The organism is Burkholderia mayonis (assembly GCF_001523745.2).
Taxonomy (GTDB): domain Bacteria; phylum Pseudomonadota; class Gammaproteobacteria; order Burkholderiales; family Burkholderiaceae; genus Burkholderia; species Burkholderia mayonis.
The window spans coordinates 2,668,998-2,685,300 of the sequence record NZ_CP013386.1; the positions used below are offsets into that span (position 1 = coordinate 2,668,998).

Genomic DNA, 16,303 nt, shown 5'->3' on the forward strand with positions numbered 1-16,303 from the left:
CTCAATGAATCTCCCAAAAAGCATGCTCGTCGCCAATATCGCCTGGGCCAGCGAGACGTCCGAGCGTTCGCCCGACTTCTTCGACGCGCTGTCGCGCGGACAGAACCCGCGCGTGCTGTGGATCGGCTGCGCCGACAGCCGCGTGCCGGCGGAAACCATCACGCAGAGTGCGCCCGGCGAACTATTCGTTCACCGAAACATTGCGAACATCTTCCAGCCCGACGACGACAACTGTGCAAGCGTGCTCGAATACGCGGTGCGGGTGTTGAAGGTCGATCACGTGATCGTCTGCGGGCACTACGGCTGCGGCGGCGTGCGCGCGTCGCTGCTGCCCCCGTCGCCCGAGTTGCCGCACGTGAGCCGCAGAATTGCGCCGCTTTGCGCGCTCGCCGGCCACCATCGCGCGGAACTCGACAGCGTTTCGCCCGACCAGGCCACCGACCGGCTCGCCGAGCTCAACGTGCTCGAGCAGGTCCGCCTGCTGCGCAGCTCTCCGATCATCCGCGACGCCGATCCCGCACCACTCGTGCACGGCTGGATCTTCTCGCTCGCCGACGGACGGCTCAAGGAACTCGCGTCCGGATACGCGGCCGCCGAACCGCAGCCGCAAGCCGAACGCGCAGAAGCCACGGCCGCCTGACCGGCCGGCGCCGCCGCGCCGCATTCCGCCTCAACCCGTTTTTTCCGTTCACTATGAAGAATCTACACGCTTCCTTCTCCACGTTTCCGCGCGACTTCGTGGCCGGTACCGTCGTGTTCCTCGTCGCGCTGCCACTCTGCCTCGGAATCGCCAGCGCATCCGGCGTCGAACCATTCGCCGGCCTCGTGTCCGGCATCGTCGGCGGTCTCATCGTCGCCGTACTGAGCGGTTCGCCGCTGTCCGTCAGCGGCCCCGCCGCGGGCCTCGTCGTGATCGTCGTCGACGGCATCGCCCAGCTCGGCAGCTTCCAGGCGTTCCTGCTCGCGGTGTTGTTGTCGGGCGTCATCCAGTTCGGCTTCGGTCTCCTGAAGGCGGGCCGGTTCGCCGCGTACGTGCCGTCGCCCGTGATCAAAGGGATGCTCGCCGCGATCGGGATTCTGCTCATCGTCAAGCAGATGCCGTTCGCGCTCGGCCTCGGCGGCGACGGCGACGCGCCGGGCCACGCGGTGCTCGCATCGAGCGTAATCGCGTTCGCGTCGCTCGCGCTCCTCGCCGTCTGGGAAACCCGCGCGATACGCCGCTTCGCGTTCGTGCGCCTCGTGCCCGCGCCGCTCGCCGTCGTGCTGCTCGGCATCGGCGCCACGGTCGCGCTCGGCTTCCTCGCCCCCCACTTCGCGCCGCCCGCCGAGCACCGGGTCGCATTGCCCGAGCTCGCGTCGTTCGCCGCGCTCGGCAATGCGCTGAAGACCGTCGACCTCGGCCCGAATTTCGCGCACCTGCTGAACCCCGACGTGTGGCGCATCGCGATCACGATCGCCGTCGTCGCGAGCCTCGAGACGCTGCTGAGCCTCGAAGCGGTCGAGCAAATCGATCCGAAGCGCCGCCCGAGCCAGCCGAACCGCGAGCTGAAGGCGCAAGGCGTCGGCAATCTCGTCGCGGGCGCGATCGGGGGGCTGCCGATCACGTCAGTGATCGTGCGCAGCTCGGTGAACGTGAACGCGGGCGCACAGAGCCGGATGTCGGCGATCGTGCACGGCGTGATGCTCGTCGTCAGCGTATTCGCGCTCACCGGGCTCCTCAACCTGATCCCGCTCGCGAGCCTCGCGGCGATCCTGATCCACACGGGCTTCAAGCTCGCGAAGCCGGCGCTCTTCACGTCGGTCGCGAAGCAAGGCCCCGGCGCGTTCCTGCCGTTCGCGGTGACGATCGCGGGCGTGCTCGCGATCGACCTCCTCGCCGGCATCGCGCTCGGCCTCGCCTGCTGCGTGCTGGCCGTCGCGTGCGCAAACCTGCGCAGTCCGGCAACGCTCGCGCAGCACGACGACCACTACCTGCTGTCGTTCCGCAAGGACGTGTCGTTCCTCGGCAAGGTGCAGATCAAGCACCATCTCGCGCAGATCCCGGATCGCGCGGTCGTCATCATCGACGCGACCCGCGCCGACTACATCGACCACGACGTGCGCGAGATGCTCGATGCGTTCGTCGCGGAGGCGCCGCTGCGCGAGATCACGGTCGACTACCGGCGCCAGGTCCAGCACGCGCGCGGCCGCGGCATCCGCTGGTTCTTCCGCAGTCCGAGCGCGCAGTGAGCGCTCGAGCCGGCGCATGCCGGCTCACCATGCGGTAGAAAAAACAACGCCCCGCGAGGCCATTGGCCCACGGGGCGTCGTTCATTCGGAACGCGGCGGCGATGCCGCCGCGCACGCATGGCGTGTGCTACGCGCGCTGCGGATTCAGCTTGTCGGCGTTCGAGTACAGCTTGTTCAGCGCGGCGATATACGCCTTCGCCGACGCGGCGACGATGTCCGGATCGGTGCCGACGCCGTTGACGATCCGTCCGCTCCTCGCCAGACGCACCGTCACTTCGCCCTGCGCCTGCGTGCCCGTCGTGATCGCGTTGACCGAATACAGCAGCAACTCGGCGCCGCTGCCCACTTCGGTCTCGATCGCATTGAACGTCGCGTCGACGGGGCCGTTGCCGCTCGCCTCGCCCGCCACTTCGCCGCCGTCGACCGCGAACACGACCTTCGCCTGCGGCCGCTCGCCCGTCTCCGAGCGCTGCGACAGCGACACGAACTTGTAGTGCTCATGCTCGTGCGCGAGCGCCGATTCCTCTTCGGTGACGATCGCGATGATGTCTTCGTCGAAGATCTCGGCCTTGCGGTCGGCGAGATCCTTGAAGCGCGCGAACGCGGCGTTCAGGTCGGCTTCGCTGTCGAGCGCGATGCCGAGCTCCTGCAGGCGCTGCTTGAACGCGTTGCGGCCCGACAGCTTGCCGAGCACGATCTTGTTCGCGGTCCAGCCCACGTCTTCCGCACGCATGATCTCGTACGTATCGCGCGCCTTCAATACGCCGTCCTGGTGGATGCCCGACGCGTGCGCGAACGCGTTCGCGCCGACGACCGCCTTGTTCGGCTGCACGACGAAGCCGGTGATCTGCGACACGAGCTTCGACGCCGGCACGATCTGCGTCGTGTCGATGCCGAGATCCAGGCCGAAGTAGTCCTTGCGGGTCTTCACGGCCATCACGATCTCCTCGAGCGACGTGTTGCCCGCGCGCTCGCCGAGGCCGTTGATCGTGCATTCGACCTGGCGCGCGCCGCCGATCTTCACGCCCGCGAGCGAGTTCGCGACCGCCATCCCCAGATCGTTGTGGCAATGCACCGAGAAGACCGCCTTGTCCGAGTTCGGGATGCGCTCGCGCAACGTCTTCACGAGGTTGCCGTACAGCTCCGGCACGCCATAGCCGACCGTATCCGCGATGTTGATCGTCGTCGCGCCCTCGGCGATCACGGCCTCCAGCACGCGGCAGAGGAAGTCCATGTCCGAGCGGCTGCCGTCTTCCGGCGAGAATTCGATGTTGTCGGTGAATTTGCGCGCGAAGCGCACCGCGAGGCGCGCCTGCTCGAACACCTGATCCGGCGTCATCCGCAGCTTCTTTTCCATGTGCAGCGGCGACGTCGCGATGAACGTATGGATCCGAAAGCTGTTCGCGGGCTTCAGCGCATCGGCCGCGCGCTGGATGTCCTTGTCGTTCGCGCGGGCGAGCGAGCAGATCGTGCTGTCCTTCACTTGCGACGCGATTGTGTGGATCGCGTCGAAGTCGCCGTTCGAGCTGGCCGCGAAGCCGGCTTCGATCACGTCGACCTTCATGCGCTCGAGCTGCTTCGCGATGCGGATTTTCTCTTCCTTCGTCATCGACGCGCCCGGCGATTGCTCGCCGTCGCGCAACGTCGTGTCGAAAATGATCAGCTTGTCTGTCATGGGGACTCCAGGTGTCGAATGGGGAAACACACGTGATGAAGCTCGCGCCACCGCAGGCGACGCTAGACAACAGACGAAGCTCGACGGAGGGCGAAAACGATCAGCGCGGCAGGCGCGCTAGCGCTAGCGCGCGTAGCGGCGCACCGGCTAGAAGAAGGGAGAGGCGGGAAAATGCGGTCATGCCGACGAATATAGCGGCATTCCCGGCCGCGCGCAATCGGCAGCTTTCTCGGGAGCCCGAACGCCGCGCCGCGCGGCATCCGGACGAGAAAAACGGCGGCTACGCGAGCCGCCGTCCTCGGTGCGCCCGGCGCGAGCCGGACTCGATTCGACGTCACGCCAGGCCAGGAAGAGCCCGTCAGTGCTCCCGCTGCGACGAGCGCGCCGGATTGGCCCGGCCGCGCACGGCCATATAGGCCCAGAACACGTAGCCGGACAGCCCGTACAGCACGAAGAGGCCAAACAGCATCAGCGGCGGATCGGACGACACGAGCACGAACGCGACGACGACGAGCAGGATCGCCGCGAACGGCACCCGATGCCGGACGTCGAGCGCCTTGCCGCTGTAGAACGGCGCGTTCGACACCATCGTCACGCCCGCGTAGACCGTGAACGCGAACGCGACCCACGGCAGCCAGCCGAGCTTCATCGGCACGCGGTTGTCGGTCGCGAGCCATACGAAGCCCGCGATCAGCGCCGCGGCGGCCGGGCTCGGCAGGCCCTGGAAGAAGCGCTTGTCGACGACGCCGATGTTCGTGTTGAAGCGCGCGAGACGCAGCGCGGCGCCCGAGCAATAGACGAACGCGGCGAGCCAGCCCCAGCGCCCCAGATCCTTCAGCACCCATTCGTACATCACGAGCGCGGGCGCGACGCCGAACGACACCATGTCCGACAGACTGTCGAACTGCTCGCCGAACGCGCTTTGCGTGTGCGTCATCCGCGCGACGCGTCCATCCATCCCGTCAAGCACCATCGCGGCGAAGATCGCGATCGCCGCGGTTTCGAAGCGCACGTTCATCGCCTGCACGACCGCGAAGAAGCCGCAGAAGAGCGCGGCCGTCGTGAACGCGTTCGGCAGCAGGTAGATGCCGCGCGTCCTCAGGAACCGCTGACGCGCGGCGCGCCGGCTCTCGACGGGCGCGACGTCCTGCGCGACCGATTTGTTGTGACGAAACGACCGCGGCCACGGAGCATTGCCGTTGCGCGGCCGGCGCGGTTTGAATGCGGCCATCGATACGTGTTCCCGATTACTGTTGTTCGGGCAGTTCGGCGAGGATCGTCGACGATGCGGACACCTTCTCGCCGATCGACACGCGCGCGCGGCTGCCCTTCGGCAGATACACGTCGACGCGCGATCCGAAGCGGATGAAACCGTAGCGTTGGCCGCGCGACACGGGCTCGCCCGCGCGCACGTAGCAGAGGATCCGGCGGGCGACGAGGCCCGCGATCTGCACGGCCGTCACGGTCTGGCCGGCCGCCGTCTGGATCACGACCGCGTTGCGCTCGTTCTCGGCTGACGCCTTGTCGAGCGCGGCGTTCAGGAACGCGCCCGGGAAATACTCGACCTTCTGCACCGCGCCGTCGACGGGCGAGCGCTGCGAGTGGACATTGAACACGTTCATGAACACGCTGATCTTCAGCGCTTCGCGATTCGCATACGGATCGTGCGCCATTTCGACCGCGACGATACGGCCGTCGGCCGGGCACAGCACTGCGTTCGCCTGCGTCGGGATCGCGCGCGGCGGATCGCGGAAGAACTGGACCACGAAGACGAGCAGCAGCCAGAACGGCCATGCGAGGCCGAACCCGCCGATGGCATGGATCAACAGCGCGACGACGGCCGCGATCGCGATGAACGGCCAGCCTTCGCGCGCGATGATCGGATGAGGATAGTTCATGGTTCGTTCTTCGTTGAATTGCAAAGCCCGTAGGATAGCAAAAGCCGCCCTCGGCTCCGGTGCCTTCGGGCGGCTTTTTGATGCCGACCCTCGATTCGGGGGCCGGATGGGACGCGCAGCTTAGTTCTTCGACTGGTCGACGAGCTTGTTCTTCGCGATCCACGGCATCATCGCGCGCAGCTTCGCGCCGACCTGCTCGATCTGGTGCTCGGCCGTCAGGCGGCGGCGCGATTGCAGCGTCGGTGCGCCGGCCTTGTTCTCGAGAATGAAGCTCTTCGCGTATTCGCCGGTCTGGATGTCGGTCAGGCACTGCTTCATCGCCTTCTTCGTCTCTTCGGTGACGACGCGCGGGCCCGTCACGTACTCGCCGTACTCGGCGTTGTTCGAGATCGAGTAGTTCATGTTCGCGATGCCGCCTTCGTAGATCAGGTCGACGATCAGCTTCAGCTCATGCAGGCACTCGAAATACGCCATTTCCGGCGCGTAGCCCGCTTCGACCAGCGTCTCGAAACCGGCCTTGATCAGCTCGACGGTGCCGCCGCACAGCACGGCCTGCTCACCGAACAGATCGGTCTCCGTCTCCTCACGGAAGTTCGTCTCGATGATGCCGGCACGGCCGCCGCCGTTCGCCGCCGCGTACGACAGCGCGATGTCGCGCGCCGCGCCCGACTTGTCCTGCGCGACCGCGATCAGGTGCGGCACGCCGCCGCCCTGCGCGTACGTGCCGCGCACCGTGTGGCCCGGCGCCTTCGGCGCGATCATGATGACGTCCAGATCCGCGCGCGGGATCACCTGGCCGTAATGGACGTTGAAGCCGTGCGCGAACGCGAGCGTCGCGCCCTGCTTGATGTTCGCGTGCACTTCCTGCGCGTAGACGGCGGCGATCTGCTCGTCGGGCAGCAGCATCATCACGACGTCCGCGCCCTTGACGGCTTCGGCCACTTCCTTGACCGCGAGGCCGGCGTTCTCGGCCTTGCTCCACGACGCGCCGCCCTTGCGCAGGCCGACCGTCACGTTCACGCCGCTGTCCTTCAGGTTCAGTGCGTGCGCATGGCCTTGCGAGCCGTAACCGATGATCGTGACTTGCTTGCCCTTGATGAGGGAGAGGTCGGCGTCCTTGTCGTAGAAAACTTTCATGATTGTTCCTTCGCTGATTCAGTGAAATTCGTTAGTGAGACCGGGCCCTGACGGCGCACCCGGCTCGTTCGGCGCGGCGGCGTCAAACCTTCAGAATGCGCTCGCCTCGACCGATGCCCGAGCTGCCGGTGCGCACGGTCTCGAGAATCGAGCCCGCGTCCAGCGCCTGAATGAATGCGTCGAGCTTGTCGCTCGCACCCGTCAATTCGATCGTGTAGGTCTTCTCGGTCACGTCGATGATACGGCCGCGGAAAATGTCCGCCATCCGCTTCATTTCTTCGCGCTCCTTGCCCACTGCCCTCACCTTGATGAGCATCAGCTCCCGCTCGATGTGTGCACCGTCGGTCAGGTCCACCACTTTCACCACCTCGATCAGGCGGTTCAGATGCTTCGTGATCTGTTCGATCACGTCGTCGGAGCCGATGGAAACGATGGTCAGGCGCGACAGCGACTGGTCTTCGGTCGGCGCCACCGTCAAGGTTTCGATGTTGTAGCCGCGTGCCGAGAACAGACCGACGACGCGCGACAACGCGCCCGGTTCGTTTTCCAGCAGGACGGAAATGATGTGTCTCATGTTCGCTTCTTCCAGAATTATCCCGTGTCGATTGCGTATCGCAGCGCACCGCCGCGTGCCACACCGCCCTTCGTGAAGGCGGCCGCCCGCGGGCTCGGGCGCGCATCGCGCCTTTACAGATCTTCCGATCCGAGCAGCATCTCGGTGATGCCCTTGCCGGCCTGGACCATCGGCCAGACGTTCTCGGTCGGGTCGGTCTGGAAGTCGAGAAACACGGTGCGGTCCTTCAGGCGTAGCGCTTCCTTCAGCGCCGGCTCGACGTCCGCGGATTTTTCGATGCGCATGCCGACATGGCCGTACGCCTCGGCGAGCTTCACGAAATCCGGCAGCGCATCCATGTACGAATGCGAATAGCGCTTGCTGTATTCGATCTGCTGCCACTGACGGACCATGCCGAGGTAGCGGTTGTTCAGCGAAATGATCTTCACCGGGGTGTCGTACTGCTTGCAGGTCGACAGCTCCTGGATGCACATCTGGATCGAGCCTTCGCCCGTGATGCAAAGCACGTCGTCGTCGGGATGCGCCATCTTGACGCCCATCGCCGCCGGCAAGCCGAAGCCCATCGTGCCGAGGCCGCCCGAATTGATCCAGCGGCGCGGCTTGTTGAAGCGGTAGAACTGCGCGGCCCACATCTGGTGCTGGCCGACGTCCGAGCAGACGAACGCGTTGCCGTCCGTCAGTTCCCATGCCTTCTCGACCACGTACTGCGGCTTGATGATCTCGCTTTCGCGGTCGTATTTCAGGCAGTCCTTCGCGCGCCAGCTTTCGATGTCCTTCCACCATTGCGCGAGCGCTTCGGTGTCCGGGCCATGCTCGGCCGTCTGCAGCTGCTCGATCAGATCCTTCAGCACTTCCTTCACGTCGCCGACGATCGGGATGTCGACCTTCACGCGCTTGCTGATCGACGACGGATCGATGTCGATGTGGATGATCTTGCGGGGACGCGACGCGAAGTGGCCCGGATCGCCGATCACGCGGTCGTCGAAGCGCGCGCCGATCGCGATCAGCACGTCGCAGTGCTGCATCGCCATGTTGGCTTCGTACGTGCCGTGCATGCCGAGCATGCCGAGGAACTTCTTGTCTGATGCGCGGTAGCCGCCGAGGCCCATCAGCGTGTTCGTGACAGGATAGCCGAGCAGGTCGGCGAACTGGTTCAGCTCGCGCGACGCGTCGGCGAGGATGATGCCGCCGCCCGTATAGATGTACGGCCGCTTCGCGGACAGGAGCAGCGCGACCGCCTTGCGGATCTGCCCTGAGTGGCCTTTCGTGACCGGGTTGTACGAGCGCAGCGACACGCTCTTGACGGGCTCGTACTCGCACGGCGTCTTCGACACGTCCTTCGGGATGTCGATCAGGACGGGACCGGGCCGGCCGGTGCGCGCGATGTAGAACGCCTTCTTGACGGTTTCCGCGAGCTCGCGCACGTCCTTCACGAGGAAGTTGTGCTTCACGCACGGCCGCGTGATGCCGACAGTGTCGCACTCCTGGAACGCGTCCTGGCCGATCGCCGCGGTCGGCACCTGGCCGCTGATCACGACGAGCGGGATCGAATCCATGTAGGCAGTGGCGATGCCCGTCACCGCGTTCGTCACGCCCGGGCCGGACGTGACGAGACACACGCCGACCTTGCCCGTCGAGCGCGAGTACGCGTCCGCGGCGTGCACGGCGGCCTGCTCGTGGCGCACGAGCACGTGTTGAATCTTGTCTTGCTTGTATAGCTCGTCGTAGATGTAGAGGACCGAGCCGCCAGGGTAGCCCCAGATGAATTCGACGTTCTCGTCGGCCAGTGCCTTCATGAGCACGGTGGCGCCGATGGAGCCGGTTTTCTGAGGGGAAAGGGATTCCGACGTGGAGAATTCCGCGCTGGGCATGTTCATCGATAACCTTTCGAATTTTCGGCAAAAAATTGATCGGGTGCTCTCTGCTGGGCTTGTGGCTCAGGTTCAAGCGGCGCGTCCAGTTGAAAGGCGGGCTTCATGGGCCAGCCTCAAATGTGACCATCACTTATGTTGCGAACTGGCAACGATAGCGGGTCCCCGACAGGCGGTCAAGCGGAAAATCCCGCGGCGCATCAATCCTCCTGCCGAAGCGAACGCGAACGTCCCGCCGAGGCCCGCGGCGAACCGCCACGCGCGCCCGTTTCTGCGGCCTGACAGCCCGATCAGGATGCCGTCGACGGCGAAATTTGTTAGCATCCGCGGGTTTTACGAAATTTTTCCGATCTTTTCACGCCGCAAGAACGCAGCGCAGACCTTCACGGAATGGCATCAGACAAGGAACTCGCGGACTTTCTGGCGGGCGTCGAAAGGCGCGCGTTCAAGCAGGCTGCTTACGCGGTGCGCGACGACGACGCGTCGCTCGACATCGTGCAGGATGCGATGATCCGGCTCGCGGAGAAGTACGGCGACCGCGCGGCCGCCGAGCTGCCGCTGCTTTTTCAGCGGATCCTTCAGAACGCGATCCACGACCATTTCCGCAGACAAAAGGTGCGCAACACCTGGGTCAGCCTGTTCTCGTCGCTGAACAATACCGACGACGAAGATTTCGACCCGCTGGAGACGCTCGAATCGGCGGACGGCGGCGGTGTCGAGAGCAGCGAGACGCGGCTCGAGCGCGAGCAGGTGCTCGCCCTCATCGACCATGAAATCCAGAAGCTCCCGGCGCGTCAACGGGAAGCCTTCCTGATGCGTTATTGGGAGGATATGGATGTCGCCGAGACAGCCGCCGCCATGGGGTGCTCAGAAGGCAGCGTCAAGACGCACTGCTCCCGAGCCACTCACGCACTGGCGGCCGCGCTCAAGGCCAAAGGAATCACGCTATGAGCTCCGCTCCCGCAACGAAAGAAGAAACCGATTTCGCCTTCAAGGTGCGTCGCGCGCTCGACGAGCGCGCGACCGCGCTGCCCGCCGCGACGACGGAGCGGCTCGCCGCCGCGCGTCGCGCCGCGCTCGCCCGCAAGAAGCCCGACGCCGCGATCGTGCTCGTGCCGGCGCTCGCCGGCAACGCCGGCACGCTCGAGCTGCGCCCGTCTGCCGAACCGCGCCGCAAGTCGCTCGCGCGCCGGCTGATCCGCGCGTGGCCGCTCGCGCTGCTGCTCGCGGGGCTCGTCGGCATCGCGTACTGGGAAGACATGCAGCGCACGGCCGAGCTCGCGGACATCGACGCGGCGATGCTGAGCGACAACCTGCCTCTCACCGCGTATCTCGACCACGGGTTCAACGCGTATCTGTCGCACACTCACTAACGCCAACGCATCAAGAAGAGGAACGCACGGGTGAGTCAAAAACGGGGATTGGCTGTCTTTTTCGGTTGCGTGATCGCGCTCATCGTCGCGTACGCCGCCACCTACCCGCGCTTTCACCCACAACCGGCCGCGGTGGCGGCGGCGAGCGCACCGGCGATCGCGTCGGCCGCGATCGCCCTCACGACCGACTTCCCGGCGCTGCCGCCGTCGAGCCCGCTGTCCTGGGCGCGCCTCACGCCGCCGCAGCGCGTCGCGCTCGCGCCGTTCGCGAATCAATGGGATTCGTTCAGCGACGAGCGCAAGCGCAAATGGCTGAAGATCGCGGCGCGCTTCCCGAAGATGTCGTCTGAAGCGCAAAAGCGCCTGCAGGAACGGATGACCGAGTGGGTCCGCATGACGCCCGAGCAGCGCCGCGTCGCACGCGAGAACTACCTGGTGTCGAAGGATCTGTCCGCGCAGGCTCGCGAGAAAGCCTGGAAGGCTTACCAAGAGCTGTCGCCCGAGCAGAAGGAGAAGCTCGCGGCGGCCGAGCGCCGGCGCCGGCCGACCGTCGTCAGCGCGCCGCCCACCGGCAAGACCGACCGCGACGTCAACCGGCTCGTCAACGCGCACGACCGTCATCCGGCGAGCGCGGCCGCCGCGAGCATCGCGCCGCCCGCCGCCAGCGCGCCCGCCGCGGCGCCCGCTCCGGCATCGACGACGACGGGCGCCGTCACGCCGGCCGTGCCCACGCCCGTCTCGCCGTCCGAGGCGCCGTCGCTCTTCAACGGTTCGTAAACGGCCGTGACGGCGCCCGCGATTCCGTCCGAGCCGCCGCCGAGTGTGCGCCGCCGGCTCGCCGCGCTCGTCTACGAAAGCCTGCTGCTGTTCGGCGTCGTGTTCTTTGCCGGCCTCGCGTTCGGCGTAACGCTCCACCAGCGCAACGGCCTCGACCATCACAATCTGCTCGCCGCGTGGATCGCGGCCGTCGTCGGCGTTTATTTCGTCTGGTTCTGGACGCACGGCGGCCAGACGCTGCCGATGAAGACCTGGCGGCTGCGCATCGAAACCGCGCGCGGCGCGCCGCTGTCGGTCGGCCGGGCGATCGTCCGCTACGCGCTCGGCTGGCTGTGGTTCCTGCCGCCCCTCGCGCTGCACCCGCTCGCGGGCTTCTCCGTGCCGCGCACGCTCGCGGCCGCGACCGCCTGGTTCGCGCTGTGGTCGCTAGCCGCGCGACTGCACCCGACGCGCCAGTTCCCGCACGATCGCCTCGCCGGCACCCGCATCGTCGCCGCGCCCCGCCACGGCTGATTCCCCGTAATAAGAACGTCTCGTGACTGTCACGGCACCGTCACGCCCGCATGGCGCAATGCCGATAACCTCAATCGGCGCGAGTCATGCATGGGCCAGAAAAAGTCCGCGACCTCCTTCTTTCGTGATCCTGCTGGCCTGCACGCCGCCAGCGCCTTCCTGTCCGGCTCCGCAGCGAGCGAAGTGCTCGCGCCGGCCCGTCCTCCCGCCGCGAGCGCCACGCGGCACGACGACCACGAGCCCGCCACGCACCACTACCGGACGATCTGGCTGTCGGACATCCACCTCGGCACGAGCGGCTGCCAGGCCGGGTATCTGCTCGACTTTCTCAAGCACAACGAATCGGAATACCTGTACCTCGTCGGCGACATCATCGATGGCTGGCAGCTCAGAAAGGGCTGGTACTGGCCGCAAGCGCACAACGACGTCGTTCAGAAGATCCTGCGCAAGGCGCGCAAAGGCACGCAGGTCGTGTACATCCCCGGCAACCACGACGAAGCCGCGCGCCAGTTCTGCGATCTCGCGTTCGGCGAGATCCACGTGCGCGGCGAGGCGTTCCATACGACGCTGTCGGGCAAACGTTTGTGGGTCGTCCATGGCGACCTGTTCGACGGCGTGATCCAGCACGCGAAGTGGCTCGCCTATCTCGGCGACACGCTGTACACGCTGATCCTCGTGCTGAACCGCTGGTTCAACCGGATCCGCAGCCGCTTCGGCTTTCAGTACTGGTCGCTGTCGCAATACCTGAAGCACCAGGTGAAGAACGCCGTGAACTTCATTTCGTCGTTCGAAGCGGTGATGACCGACGAAGCGCGTCGCCGCGGCTGCGACGGCGTCGTCTGCGGCCACATCCACAAGGCCGAGATCCGCGACATCGACGGCGTGCTCTATTGCAACGACGGCGACTGGGTCGAGAGCCTGTCCGCGCTCGTCGAGACGATGGAGGGCGAACTGAGGGTCGTCTACTGGACCGTGCTGCACACGCCGCCCGCCGCGCAATCGCGCAAGACGAAAGCCGCCACCGCCTGACCTCCGAAAGGATTGCCTGCGATGAAAATCATGATCGTCACCGATGCGTGGGAGCCGCAAGTCAACGGCGTCGTGCGCACGCTGAAGAGCACCGCGCGCGAGCTCATCGCGCTCGGCCACCGCGTCGAGCTCGTCACGCCGCTCGAGTTCCGCACGGTGCCGTGCCCGACCTATCCCGAAATCCGCCTGTCGATCCTGCCGTACAGGCGGCTGCGCGAGCGCCTGAACGCGTTCGAGCCGGACGCGCTGCACATCGCGACGGAAGGCCCGCTCGGCCTCGCCGCGCGCCGCTACGCGCGCGCCCGCAAGCTGCCGTTCACGACCGCGTACCACACGCGCTTTCCGGAATACGTGCAGGCGCGCTTCGGCGTTCCGCTGTCGGCGACCTACCGTTTCCTGCGCTGGTTCCACGGCGCGTCGCTCGCGGTGATGGCGCCCACGCCCGTCGTCAAGAGCGACCTCGAGCAATACGGATTCGACAACGTCGTGCTGTGGACGCGCGGCGTCGATCTCGACGTCTTCCAGCCGATGGAGTCGAAGGTGCTCAACACCGCGCGGCCGATCTTCCTGTATGTCGGCCGCGTCGCGATCGAGAAGAACGTCGAGGCGTTCCTGAAGCTCGACCTGCCCGGCTCGAAGTGGGTCGCGGGCGAAGGGCCCGCGCTCGCCGAGCTCAAATCACGTTATCCTGAGGCCAATTACCTCGGCGTGCTGACTCAGGCGGAGCTCGCCAAGGTATACGCCGCCGCCGACGTGTTCGTGTTCCCGAGCCGCACCGACACCTTCGGGCTCGTCCTGCTCGAGGCGCTCGCGTGCGGCACGCCCGTCGCCGCGTACCCGGTCACGGGGCCCGTCGACGTGCTCGCCGACGGCGGCGCGGGTGCGATGAACGACGACCTGCGCGAAGCGTGCCTCGAGGCGCTGAAGATCGACCGGCGGCATGCGCGCGCCTGGGCCGAGCGCTACTCGTGGCTCGCGGCGTCCGAGCAGTTCGCATCGCACCTGAAGCCTCTGCCGAAAACCGCCTGTCCACACACCGAAGGCGCAGCCGTTTGAAACCAGCCATGCGCGCGAAAGCGCCCCCGACCCATTCGCCGCGGAGGCCGGCCGCACGTGCGGCCGCCGCGCACCCTGTCCACGTTCCGTTCCCTTCGTCTGAAACGCACGAGCCGCACGAGCCGCTCGGCCCGGACGATCCGCTCGCGCTGCCGCACAATCCGTACAAGGGCAATCGCGGCCTGATGCGCGCGTGGCATGCGCTCAAGAACTCGTACAACGGCTTTCGCGTCGCGATCCGCGAAGAAAGCGCGTTCCGTCAGGAGCTCACGCTCGCGGCAATCATGCTGCCGATCGCGGCGTTCGTGCCGGTCGAGCCGGCGTCGCGCGCGCTCCTCATCGGCACCGTGCTCCTCGTGTTGATCGTCGAGCTGCTGAACTCGAGCGTCGAGACGGCGATCGACCGGATCTCGCTCGAACGCCACGAGCTGTCGAAGCGCGCGAAGGATCTCGGCAGCGCGGCCGTCACGGTCGCACTCTGCGCGTGCCTGACGACCTGGGGCCTCATACTCGGCCCGCTCGTCTGGCACCGGCTCGCCGGCTAGGCGCATCGCGGCAGCCGACGTCCGGCCGGCCCCCGCCGCGACTCGCGCCGCTTGACCCGCCTCTTGTGTGCGACGCAACACCGCCGGGTATGCCCCGATGACGAAATACGCCGGACGCGCAAGGTAGCGGTTTATAATCGGCCGACAGCCTTCAACACAGCAACCCGAGCCGGACTACGATTCACGCAGCAAGCAACATTGGCAGCGCCCGCCAGTCCGGCAAACACAGGGCCGGACGACATGGAAGCGAAACCCCCCCGCCGCACGCGCGAACGGATTCTTGAGTTGTCGTTGAAACTCTTCAACGAGATCGGCGAGCCGAACGTCACGACAACGACGATCGCCGAGGAAATGGAAATCAGCCCAGGCAACCTGTACTACCATTTCCGCAACAAGGACGACATCATCAACAGCATCTTCGCGCAGTTCGAACAGCAGATCGAACGGCGCCTGCGTTTTCCCGAAGATCATCGGCCGACGATCGACGAAACGTGGTCGTACCTGCAGTACATGGCCGACTTCATGTGGACCTACCGTTTCCTCTATCGCGACCTGAACGATCTGCTCGCGCGCAACCGCACGCTCGAGACGCACTTCAAGCAGATCATCAGCCACAAGGTGCGCTTCGCGCGCGAGATGTGCGAGCTGCTCGCGGCCGACGGCGAGCTCGTCGCGACGCCTGCCGAGATCGAGGTGATCGCGACCAACATGGCCGTGATCGCCACCTACTGGCTGTCGTATCAATACGTGATGCACCCGCGCAAGTACAACGACCAGGACGCGATCCGCGAGGAGCTGCACCAGGTCAGCATGCACGTGATCTCGGTGATCGCGCCGTATCTGCGCGGCCGCTCGCGGCAGATCTTCGACGATCTCGTGTCCGGCAAGCTGCCGAAGCGCGAGTTCCACGACTTCCTGCCGCCGCGCGACGGTTCGCCGCGCAAGGATACGAAGCAATGAAGGCCGTCTGCGTCTATTGCGGCTCGGCCAACGGCGTCAAGCCCGTCTATACGGAAGCGGCGCGCGCGTTCGGCCGCGTGCTCGCGCAATCCGGCCTCACGCTCGTCTACGGCGGCGGGCGCGTCGGCCTGATGGGCGTGATCGCCGATGAGGTGATCACCGCCGGCGGGCGGGCGATCGGCGTCATCACGGAGCTGCTCGTCGACAAGGAAGTCGGCCACACCGGCTTGACCGAGCTGCACGTCGTGCCCGACATGCATCATCGCAAGAAGATGATGGCCGAGCTCGCCGACGCGTTCGTCGCGATGCCGGGCGGCGCGGGCACGCTCGAAGAGTTTTTCGAGGTCTACACGTGGGCGCAGCTCGGCTATCATCGCAAGCCCGTCGCGCTCTACAACGTCGACGCGTTCTACGAGCCGCTCATCACGCTCCTCAAGCACACGGTCGACGAAGGCTTCATGCAGCGTACGTACTTCGATGCGCTGTGCATCGACGCGGTCCCCGGCGCGCTCATCGATCAGCTCGTCCAGTATCGTCCGCCCGCGCGCGACAAATGGACGTTCCTGTCCGAACAGGAATCCTGAGCCGCCGCGATGGATCGCGGACGCGCGCCGCGATCCGGCATGCTGCCTCGCACCGCTTCTCCTGATGCACGCGCCGCGCTTC

General features: G+C 66.2%; 17 protein-coding genes. 11 read left to right on the top strand and 6 right to left on the bottom strand.

All coding sequences use genetic code 11. The features are described 5' to 3' along the window. Nucleotides 1-4: 4 nt before the first annotated feature. Nucleotides 5-640 carry a carbonic anhydrase gene (locus WS70_RS12835; RefSeq protein WP_059470593.1) on the top strand — a complete coding sequence of 212 codons (636 nt, stop codon included), beginning with the start codon at nt 5-7 and terminating at the stop codon, nt 638-640. 53 nt (nt 641-693) lie between these two features. Next, nucleotides 694-2,229, top strand: a complete 1,536-nt coding sequence (locus tag WS70_RS12840) for a SulP family inorganic anion transporter (protein WP_059470592.1) — start codon at nt 694-696, stop codon at nt 2,227-2,229. A gap of 127 nt (nt 2,230-2,356) precedes the next feature. On the opposite strand, the gene WS70_RS12845 is transcribed toward WS70_RS12840, so the two are convergent. The 6 genes from WS70_RS12845 to WS70_RS12870 all read right to left on the bottom strand — a co-directional run bounded on the left by WS70_RS12845 (nt 2,357) and on the right by WS70_RS12870 (nt 9,390). Next, nucleotides 2,357-3,904, bottom strand: a complete 1,548-nt coding sequence (locus WS70_RS12845; RefSeq protein WP_059470591.1) for a 2-isopropylmalate synthase — start codon at nt 3,902-3,904, stop codon at nt 2,357-2,359. A gap of 358 nt (nt 3,905-4,262) precedes the next feature. Then, entirely contained in the window at nt 4,263-5,135 is an 873-nt protein-coding gene (gene pssA, locus WS70_RS12850) for a CDP-diacylglycerol--serine O-phosphatidyltransferase (protein ID WP_059470590.1), read from the bottom strand. 16 nt (nt 5,136-5,151) lie between these two features. Next, nucleotides 5,152-5,802: a phosphatidylserine decarboxylase gene (locus tag WS70_RS12855; RefSeq protein ID WP_059470589.1), complete on the bottom strand. Its 651-nt coding sequence runs from the start codon at nt 5,800-5,802 to the stop codon at nt 5,152-5,154. A gap of 120 nt (nt 5,803-5,922) precedes the next feature. Next, nucleotides 5,923-6,939 (bottom strand): ketol-acid reductoisomerase, encoded by a 1,017-nt coding sequence (ilvC, locus tag WS70_RS12860; protein ID WP_059470588.1) that lies wholly within the window; start codon nt 6,937-6,939, stop codon nt 5,923-5,925. Nucleotides 6,940-7,021: 82 nt separating this feature from the next. After that, nucleotides 7,022-7,513, bottom strand: a complete 492-nt coding sequence (gene ilvN, locus WS70_RS12865) for an acetolactate synthase small subunit (protein WP_004186134.1) — start codon at nt 7,511-7,513, stop codon at nt 7,022-7,024. Between the two features lie 113 nt (nt 7,514-7,626). Next, nucleotides 7,627-9,390, bottom strand: coding sequence for an acetolactate synthase 3 catalytic subunit (locus tag WS70_RS12870; protein WP_059470587.1), 1,764 nt, complete (start codon nt 9,388-9,390; stop codon nt 7,627-7,629). Nucleotides 9,391-9,774: 384 nt separating this feature from the next. On the opposite strand from WS70_RS12870, the gene WS70_RS12875 reads away from it, so the two are divergent. The 9 genes from WS70_RS12875 (at nt 9,775) to WS70_RS12915 (ending at nt 16,221) form a co-directional block, all read left to right on the top strand. After that, nucleotides 9,775-10,335 carry an RNA polymerase sigma factor gene (locus WS70_RS12875; protein ID WP_059470586.1) on the top strand — a complete coding sequence of 187 codons (561 nt, stop codon included), beginning with the start codon at nt 9,775-9,777 and terminating at the stop codon, nt 10,333-10,335. Beyond that, complete coding sequence (locus WS70_RS12880) at nt 10,332-10,757, top strand: DUF3619 family protein (protein ID WP_059470585.1); 426 nt, start codon at nt 10,332-10,334, stop codon at nt 10,755-10,757. Before WS70_RS12875 ends, WS70_RS12880 begins: the two co-directional genes overlap by 4 nt. Nucleotides 10,758-10,787: 30 nt before the next feature. Continuing rightward, nucleotides 10,788-11,534, top strand: a complete 747-nt coding sequence (locus WS70_RS12885; protein WP_059470584.1) for a DUF3106 domain-containing protein — start codon at nt 10,788-10,790, stop codon at nt 11,532-11,534. A gap of 6 nt (nt 11,535-11,540) precedes the next feature. Further along, complete coding sequence (locus WS70_RS12890) at nt 11,541-12,047, top strand: RDD family protein (protein ID WP_059470583.1); 507 nt, start codon at nt 11,541-11,543, stop codon at nt 12,045-12,047. A gap of 90 nt (nt 12,048-12,137) precedes the next feature. Continuing rightward, entirely contained in the window at nt 12,138-13,076 is a 939-nt protein-coding gene (locus tag WS70_RS12895) for a UDP-2,3-diacylglucosamine diphosphatase (protein WP_059470582.1), read from the top strand. 21 nt (nt 13,077-13,097) lie between these two features. Continuing rightward, nucleotides 13,098-14,132 (top strand): glycosyltransferase family 4 protein, encoded by a 1,035-nt coding sequence (locus tag WS70_RS12900; RefSeq protein ID WP_059596636.1) that lies wholly within the window; start codon nt 13,098-13,100, stop codon nt 14,130-14,132. An 8-nt stretch (nt 14,133-14,140) separates the two neighbouring features. Continuing rightward, the gene (locus WS70_RS12905; protein ID WP_059470580.1) at nt 14,141-14,677 is read left to right on the top strand and encodes a diacylglycerol kinase; all 537 of its coding nucleotides are present in this window, start codon (nt 14,141-14,143) and stop codon (nt 14,675-14,677) included. A 240-nt stretch (nt 14,678-14,917) separates the two neighbouring features. Then, nucleotides 14,918-15,637, top strand: coding sequence for a TetR/AcrR family transcriptional regulator (locus WS70_RS12910; protein ID WP_059470579.1), 720 nt, complete (start codon nt 14,918-14,920; stop codon nt 15,635-15,637). Beyond that, entirely contained in the window at nt 15,634-16,221 is a 588-nt protein-coding gene (locus tag WS70_RS12915) for an LOG family protein (RefSeq protein ID WP_059596637.1), read from the top strand. The genes WS70_RS12910 and WS70_RS12915 overlap by 4 nt, the downstream gene beginning before the upstream one ends. The last annotated feature ends 82 nt before the right edge of the window (nt 16,222-16,303 follow it).